The 8,486-nt window shown below is 40.4% G+C and carries 2 protein-coding genes and 1 pseudogene; 2 read left to right on the forward strand and 1 reads right to left on the reverse strand.

Annotated elements, in window-relative coordinates; genetic code table 11:
- Nucleotides 1-68: 68 nt before the first annotated feature.
- Nucleotides 69-392, reverse strand: a complete 324-nt coding sequence (locus AB4232_RS21260) for a DUF4144 domain-containing protein (RefSeq protein ID WP_372087952.1) — start codon at nt 390-392, stop codon at nt 69-71.
- Nucleotides 393-687: 295 nt separating this feature from the next.
- Here AB4232_RS21260 and AB4232_RS21265 point away from each other — a divergent pair, with 295 nt between their 5' ends.
- Nucleotides 688-7,674, forward strand: a complete 6,987-nt coding sequence (locus AB4232_RS21265) for a LamG-like jellyroll fold domain-containing protein (protein WP_372087953.1) — start codon at nt 688-690, stop codon at nt 7,672-7,674.
- Nucleotides 7,675-7,694: 20 nt separating this feature from the next.
- Nucleotides 7,695-8,486: pseudogene (locus AB4232_RS21270) on the forward strand (RHS repeat protein); the annotation flags it as partial.

Raw genomic sequence — 8,486 nt, forward strand, 5'->3', positions numbered from 1 at the left:
GGCGCTGTTTTTGTTTGTTCTGTTTGGACGTATTAAGTCGAACCTAAGTTTTGAATTAATACCCAATATTAACGAGGCTCAAAAGCCAAAGACTGAATCGCTTCTTCGATCGTTAGGAAGTGGATCTTCATTAGGCACACTTCAGCTTTCTGGAACTCGTGATTTCGAATCAGCTTAGTCACGTTTTCAACTGAATACTGCTCAGCTCGTTTAGCTAGAGACAGTTGATTTGATCTTGATTCAAGCGAGTAGCTATCGCCTTCAGAATCAATGAGGTAATCATCTTCGCCTAAGATCATCTCTGAGCATTCCGCCTGAAATTTTTTTTCGGATGCGACGTAAATAAGTTCATCGTCACCGTCGAGTTTTACCAAAGATGGCCAACTGATCATTACTGCCTCTCAATCATGGATGTTGAAATGTATGTCTGGACTATAAACACTTTTGAAGCTTAAGTCAGGTATTAGTGATTTATCCTATAGAAAGAACAATAAACTACTGCTCGTTGTTTGATTTGTAATTAACTTTCGATAAATATAACGTTGATGATTCGATTATAATTAATAGTTATAACTATATAAACTAAATTGATTGGGATTTTGTGAGGTTTTTAAATAGCATTTAACAATGATTATTCTAACCTGAGTTTTATTCGTGACTTTTATTAAGATCTCATTAAAGACGTTGATGTTATATCTCTTACTTGGTTTTTTCTACATTAATGCAAGTCAAGTAGAATATAGATACAATCTACGTGGAGAATTAATCAATGAAAAAGCCGATAATGAATTTAACTATTATGCTGTTGATGCTCTTGGTAATCGTCTTAGTATAAGCAAAGTTGAGGTTTCTTCAAACCTTAATCCTATCACATTGACTGCTCCGGATAATTATTCGATAAAAAACTTGTCACATTCCATTACTTTTACTTGGCTACCAATTAAAGGCGCTTCCTATTACGATTTTTGGTTTGGCGATGAACCAGGAAAATTACGTCAATTTAAAACTGGTATCACAGCTACTTCACTAAAGTTGGATTTTTCTCATATTTCAGATAGCCATTCTAGATATTGGAACGTTGTCGCGCATGATGGAAAAGGCGCTAACTCCAAAAGTCCAATTTATACTTTTTCTGCACTAGATAGTGATCGAGACCAATTGCCCGATCACATCGAAGACAAGCTATGCATGTCTTCGCATACCCCCGATTCTGATAATGATGGCCTTTTGGATAGTCAAGAAATGCGTTTTGGTGAATCAATAATTATGACCTCACTTCCTTGCTTACAAGATAGTGATTTTGATGGAATCGAAGACGCGTATGAAGTTGAAGCTGGCAGTGATCCAATGGTGGTTGATAGCTATCGAGGAGATAACTGGTCGCATTATGTTGATTGGATTGCGAAGAAACATGAGCAACAGCAACTGGAAGTTATATCCGAACGCAGATTGTTAGATGTAAGAAATACCAATGGTTATGCAATTTCTGGGTTTGCTCCAGGTAGTGAAGCGATGAGTATGACTTACTGGGTTAAACACGCTGAAAGTCAGGAACAACAGACAATGGGTAGTGACGATGATAGTGGTCGTCGGTTCTATTCCGGTATTGATCAAGAAAATAGTGTCACGTTCGGTGTTGGAAATAAATCTGTCACGTTAAGTAAAGTGAAGATTGAGGATGAGGATTGGACGCATGTCGCCTTGGTTTATTCAAACTCTGTGGCAGAAATATATATTAATGGTCAACTAAAGCACACGATGAGATCTTTGGCATTTAATGAAGCTAGCCAATATGCCCTTTGGATTGGTGCTCGTCATCACAAGCGAGCTTGGCAACCAGAAAGTGTTGAGGGGGTGATCGATAATCTTAGTGTTTGGAATGTAGCGCTATCACAACAAGATGTCGCAAAAAGCATGTTTAGTCTCGAAAGAGTGACAAGTAATAACTTACTTGGCTTTTACGACTTTAATGAAAGCCGCGGCGAATGGGTCAAAAATAGAGTAACGAATAAGTTTGACCTGAAGCTAGTGGCTGGAGCGAAGTTGAAGCTTGAAGAAAACTATATCGACTCAGATAGTGACGGTATACCTGATATATTCGAGAGTGCTCTGTGTAGTGATAGTCATAACTCCGACAGTGATGCGGATGGTATTCCTGACGGTGAAGAGTTAGGTATTGGCTCATCGCTAGATGTGACTTCAAACCCATGCAATGCCGACACCGACAACGATGGTATCGCTGATGGTTTTGAATATCACCACTCAATGAACCCAGCGAAGAACGATGCGCTTAAAAGTCATTTAGGTTCAAAGAACAGTTATTGGCAGAAGTATGTTTCTTACGTTGAAAAGAGAGACAGTGAGGTTCAGGTTATTGAAGAAGATAGGCACTTCGATGTAACAGGCAGCAATACTTATGCTATTTCTGGATTGTCGAATAATAAAGAAGACTTTTCCTTAATGTACTGGTTTAAACCTAAGGATAAATCCGAACAATATTCTGGATTTAACGGTAAAGGGTGGCACCAAACAAAATTAGGAATCGGTTTCAATAACACCATAAAAGGAATTATTAATACTTCTTTTTATCCTGGGAGAGTCAACCCAAATATTACTCTTGATAATTGGCATCATTTTGCTTTCGTTTGGGATTCTAACACTTATACCACTCAAGTTTATCTTGATGGAAATTTAGCTTACTCGAGTCGTGTGCCAACTTGGTTTAATAGAAAAGAGATACTCGCGATATGGATCGGAGCATTGAATGATTCGAGTCAGCCGAAATATTTCATGAATGGCATTCTTGATAACGTGCAGATTTGGAATCAAGCCCTGGAGCAACATCAGGTTCGTCGTTACATGACCGAAGCACCTCAAGTAAACACTCAAGGGCTTGTTGCATCCTATGATTTTTCTAAATCGCGTGGTGATTGGGTAATGAATCAAGTGAGTGGTCGCTTTGATCTCAAGTTGACCGATGTTACTCGCTTAAAACCAGAGGACAAAGAGCGAGACAGTGATGGCGATGGCCTTTCTGATGCTTTTGAATTAGGGAAATGCTTGGACGTATATAACAGTGATAGTGATGAGGATGGAATTTTAGATAAAAATGAACTGACACCCTTGGCACCTTTAAAATCCACAGACCCTTGTATTAGCGATACCGATAACGATGGTATTGATGACAAATTTGAGCAAGACAATGGTATGGATCCAACAAAACATGACCTTGATGTTGTATTAAATGATAAAGAGATTGCCAACTGGGAAACCTATGCCGAAGAGAGTGTGAGTCGCCTATTAGATCAAGACAAAAAAGTGCAACACTTAGATGGTGAGTTGAACCTGTCGAACAGTTTAGGTTATGCAGTTTCTGATATTCAACGAGAGAAGAACGCCGACGAAACTACATTGATGTATTGGTTTAAGCCAAGCAAGCAGGGTTTAGATCAATTTAGTGGTGTACAAACTGAGATGTATAAAGGCAGTTACCTGGGTATTAGTGGAAATGATAAACCGCTGGTTCGTTCAAATTATCAAGAACTTCAATCAGATATTACGATCAAATCAGGTCAATGGGTCCACTTGGCGATTGTTATCTCTCAAAGTACCCAAAAGTTTTTTGTTAACGGGCAATTAGAGCAGATTATTGATAAACGAAATGAGAATTTTGGGTCCTCTTATACACTTTGGTTTGGTGCGGTTAACTATAAAGGCTTGGATGTGAAACATCAAAATGGTCAAGTTGATGATATTCAGTTCTGGAATAAGGCTCTTGACCAAAGGGAAATAATTAATTATATGCGTCAGCGCCCTGATAGTACTAACGAAAACCTTGTCGCTTGGTACGACTTCTCAAATCATCTTGGAGCTTGGGTTAAAAATAGGGCAACTGGGAAATATGATCTGAAATTGGTGAAGGGTGCACATATCATTGAATCAGAGCAAACTTACGACACTGACAAAGATGGGTTAAGCGACGAGTTTGAAGCGACTTATTGTACTGATTCTGAGGTGCTAGACAGTGATGGTGACGGACTTAGCGATGGTTACGAACTCAATCAAGGTTTTCTTATCAATGGCCAAAAGTTCACCACTAATCCTTGCTCCTCTGATACTGACAATGATGGTATTGATGACGCATTTGAAATCGATAACAACATGAATCCAACGTTAGCCGATGGCCATCTTATTGATGCTGAAGTTAATAAGCCAAACTGGGATAGGTATGTTGAATATATAAACCGCAGTGATGAATTTCTCTCCTCTATTGAACAGGTTGCGCCTAACGTTTTGGATATAGAAGAGACAAAAGGGTACGCCATCTCAGGTTATTACCCAAAAGAGCAACCTACCAGCATTATGTTTTGGTATAAGCCGAACGAAGATCTTTTCGTGTATGACAAATCAATGAGTGGTGTTAGTGATATAACGAATGATGTGATTTTGTCTTTAGGACACAGTATGTATGGCCCTCTTTATTGGGTTGGTAGTAGTGGTTCTGTCGCTCATCACCACGATTTAATCAATAATCAGTGGAACCATATTGCGTTAACTATAAGTGATTTAAAATCGAAGCTTTATGTTAATGGTCAAATGGTAGATGTGAATGAAAGTGCGCTTAAAATGATTGGTTATCCGTTTTTCTTGGGTGCAACTAATATTGAAGGTCTAGCGGATCGTCATATGAACGGCCAAATGGACAATGTCATGTTGTGGCAACGCGTATTAAGCCTAGAAGAGGTTAGACGCTATATGATTACGCCACCAACTCCCCAACAAGACAGCTCATTGCAATGGCTGTATGACTTTAACCACACTAGGAGTGGTTGGGTAAAAAATGGCGTCACAGGGCTGTATGATTTAAAGCTGGTTCAAGGAGCTAAAATCTCTCCAGAGCAAGCGATACTTGATCAAGACCTGGATGGTTTAGATGACAAGTTAGAACTTGCAAGCTGTTTAGATGAAACCCAAGCTGACACAGACGGTGATGGTCTATTGGATGGTCAGGAATATGGGGTCAATTCCCAATATTTAACAATTACAGACCCCTGTTTATGGGACAGTGATAGGGATAATATTCCGGATGATTTTGAGTTAGAACAAAACAGTGATCCGCTTCAGAGTAACGCAGGGAAAAGTTCTGTAAATCATCCCAATTTGAGCCTTTGGGAAGCGTATGCCCAGCATCAAGTTGAACAGTTGTCACAAGACGACATCATTGAATCCTCACGTTCTTTGCAGTTAACGGATAACAATGGGTACGCAATTACCAATCACTTCTCGTTGTCACATGACATGACGTTGATGTTTTGGGTTAAGTATCAGCCAAGTAAAGAGCAAAGATCAGGGAACATGGATACACATAAACTTGGTTTTTCATACGATAAAGTAAAATATGGTGACGAGCACAGCACATCATATACTGCCGCAAAACTTAATTCGGATGAATGGGCACATTTAGCTCTCGTCTTGTCAAATCAAGGAAAAGCAAAATTATACTTTAACGGGCAACTCGTAGATGAAAAATACCCATTGCGCGCAGACTTACCGAATGTGTGGGCCACCTACCTTGGAGCCGTTAATGATGTAGGCTTCTCTAAAGAACATATGAAGGGGTTACTTGATAATGTTGGTATTTGGGAGCGGTCATTAAACGCAACTGAAATTTACCAGTATATGTTTACTGCGCCCAAAGCTTCGGATAGCAATCTTGCTGCATGGTATGACTTTACTCACTCCCAAGGTGATTGGGTGAAAAATAAAGCAACAGGACGATACGATCTCAAATTAACGCAAGGCGCTTACTTAGTTGCTGAGCCAACAGACGAAGATACTGACGGCGATGGTCTTGTTAACCGATTAGAGTTAGCTTTTTGTACTGATGGGTTAACGGCTGATAGCGACGGTGATGGCGTTAATGATGGTGATGAACTCTCAGTGGGCAAACCATTCATTTTGATTACTAACCCTTGCGATCCTGACAGTGATAATGATGGCTTGACGGATGACTTTGAGCGTTCTCACGGTAGTGATGGCTTGATTACTGATGCTAATTTTGACAGCAATGGCAACGGTATTTCCAACTGGGATGAATATCGAAAGATACAAACAGAGCAATTGCCTGAAACAGTGGTCGAATTTGGCGCCTTGTCGGCGAGTAAAGGTTATGCAATTACGTCTTTCTTCCCAGAAAACGGTGATTCAACCTTAATGTATTGGTTTAAATCAACCAGTGAAGAATCACAGTTATCCGGTGTAAGTGAAACTGCCGACCAGCATTATTACGTTGGAATTCAGTATGCGCAGAAGAAGTTCGCATGGGGTGAAGACAAATCGAGTGGTTATTCTTTTAGAGAGCCGGAATACTCGACGGATGATTGGAACCACATCGCGTTAGTCGTAAATGATGATCATATTCAACTATACCTCAATGGACAATTAACAGAAGAAACAATACGTTCTTGGTCGACGATTTCTGCTCCCTTCGAACATGCACTTTGGTTGGGCGCTTTGAATAAGTCGGGAATGGCTTCTGATTTTTACACTGGCCTTATTGATAACGTGCAGATATGGGACAGAGCCTTGTCTGAACCAAAACTCCACCGCTTCATGGCGCTGCATCCTAAGGAGCATATCGAGGGTTTAATCGCGTCTTATGACTTTTCGTCGGTGAAAGGAGAATGGGTAAAAAATCACGCCAATGATCAATTCGACCTAAAGTTGGTCGATGATATTGAGCTTGAAAGTCATCAAGTCAATGACACTGACTTAGATACTATCCCGGATTACGTTGAAGCGAAAATGTGTGTTGATGCCACAACAAACGATACCGATCACGATGGATTATCCGATCGACAAGAATTAGAAATACTTGTCTCTGCATGCGATCCAGATATAGATGGGGATAGCATGTTCGATGGGTTTGAGCTTGAAGAAGGGAGCGCTTTGCGTGTTAGGGATGGCAACAAAGATAGCAATAGTGATGGTATCACCAATTGGTACTCATTTACTGATTGGTACAAAGCAGTAAAGTTGGCTCAAGGAGAGCAAGGTATATCTATATCGAGTGGTGCACTGCAATTGGATGGTAACAAAAATAGCCACGTTGTAACGGGGATTTATCCTAATTCTGAAGACAAAACATTAATGTTTGATATCAAGTTTAACCAACTTAAGGGGCTATTACAGTACGTTGGTTCTGATGACAATAATAAACATCGTTTTTACATTGGTTTAAATAAAAACGGTGATTTGAGTTACGGCGTTGGTGATGAAAGTCGAAATAATAGTGCTAGTTTAAATAGTGAACAATGGTATCACTTTACTCTTCGATACCAAGCCCCTAACGCTCAAGCATATATTGATGGTCAGTTAGTTGGGACCTTATCGAATATTCGTTTTAGCGGGCAGAGTACGGAGCCTATTACATTTGGGGGGGCTTATCCTGTAAATGCTCAGATTGACAACGTGCAACTCTGGAACCGAGCGCTTACGGATGAAGAATTAATAAATCGTAGGTCGAAGGTGTCGAGTGGACCTGAGTCGTCACTTGCTATGCACTACGATTTCGAATTCAGATTGGGTCCTTTGATAATGAACAAAGCTACCAATAAGTTAGATGCGTTACTCTCGGCAGAAAGCCTTCTAATTGAAACTCCGTTAAACCCATAAATCCGATTAAGGAAACTTAGATGCTTTTGGCAATTTTTGTCGCGCTTGCAATCGTATTGTTAGCGTTACTGCAGTCGTGTGCGCCTGCTGTTGAACCACCTACAGGCCCTTTAGGGCCAAATAGTTCATACGAACAAGGTCAAGGTCAAGCTCAAAAAGGGGGGGAATCAGGAGATGATTGCCATTCTTCGAGAGGAGCACCAATATGGCACTTTGACTTCAATAATCTCAACCTCGTTGTTCAAGATACGCCAATCTGGTTTGATTCGGCGTATGGACCTAATATTGAATTCACATTAACTTACAATGCGCTTGGAAAAGAAAATACAAATAATTCGGTTGGCTCTCGATGGTCCCATAGTTACAGTGACTATATAACCCAACCGAATGAATCTAATTCGCTAGTTCTGTTTGCGGGAACAGGACGCGTCGATGAATACCAACAAATTGGTACTAACTATGTTTTAAATTCACAATCGCTTCTGTCAGGAGAAGCGACTTTGCTGCCTCGGTTGAGTGTTGAAGATGGCGTGATTAAGGCGACTTACGTTGACGGCAGTTACAAAACGTTCACTCACGTGGAAAGTGGCGACTACCGATTAAGTTCCACGGTCGATCAAAGCGGTAACGCACTTAAGTTTGCTTACCAAGACGACCAGTTAACGAGTGTGACTAACGCATTAGATCAATCTCTGACTTTTAGTTATAACCAGGCCAAGCAAATTGTCTCGGTGAAAGGCCCGACGGGGTATCAAGCTCACTTCAACTATAACCAGAAAGGTGAATTAATCTCGCTTGAGGACATGCAAGGG

This window comes from Vibrio sp. 10N.286.46.A8, assembly GCF_041470165.1.
Classification (GTDB): domain Bacteria; phylum Pseudomonadota; class Gammaproteobacteria; order Enterobacterales; family Vibrionaceae; genus Vibrio; species Vibrio tasmaniensis_A.

Bases quoted from the DNA above. Each gene is read 5' to 3' on its own strand.
- AB4232_RS21265 (WP_372087953.1), top strand. From the start codon at position 688: ATGTTATATCTCTTACTTGGTTTTTTCTACATTAATGCAAGTCAAGTA.
- AB4232_RS21260 (WP_372087952.1), bottom strand. From the start codon at position 392: ATGATCAGTTGGCCATCTTTGGTAAAACTCGACGGTGACGATGAACTT.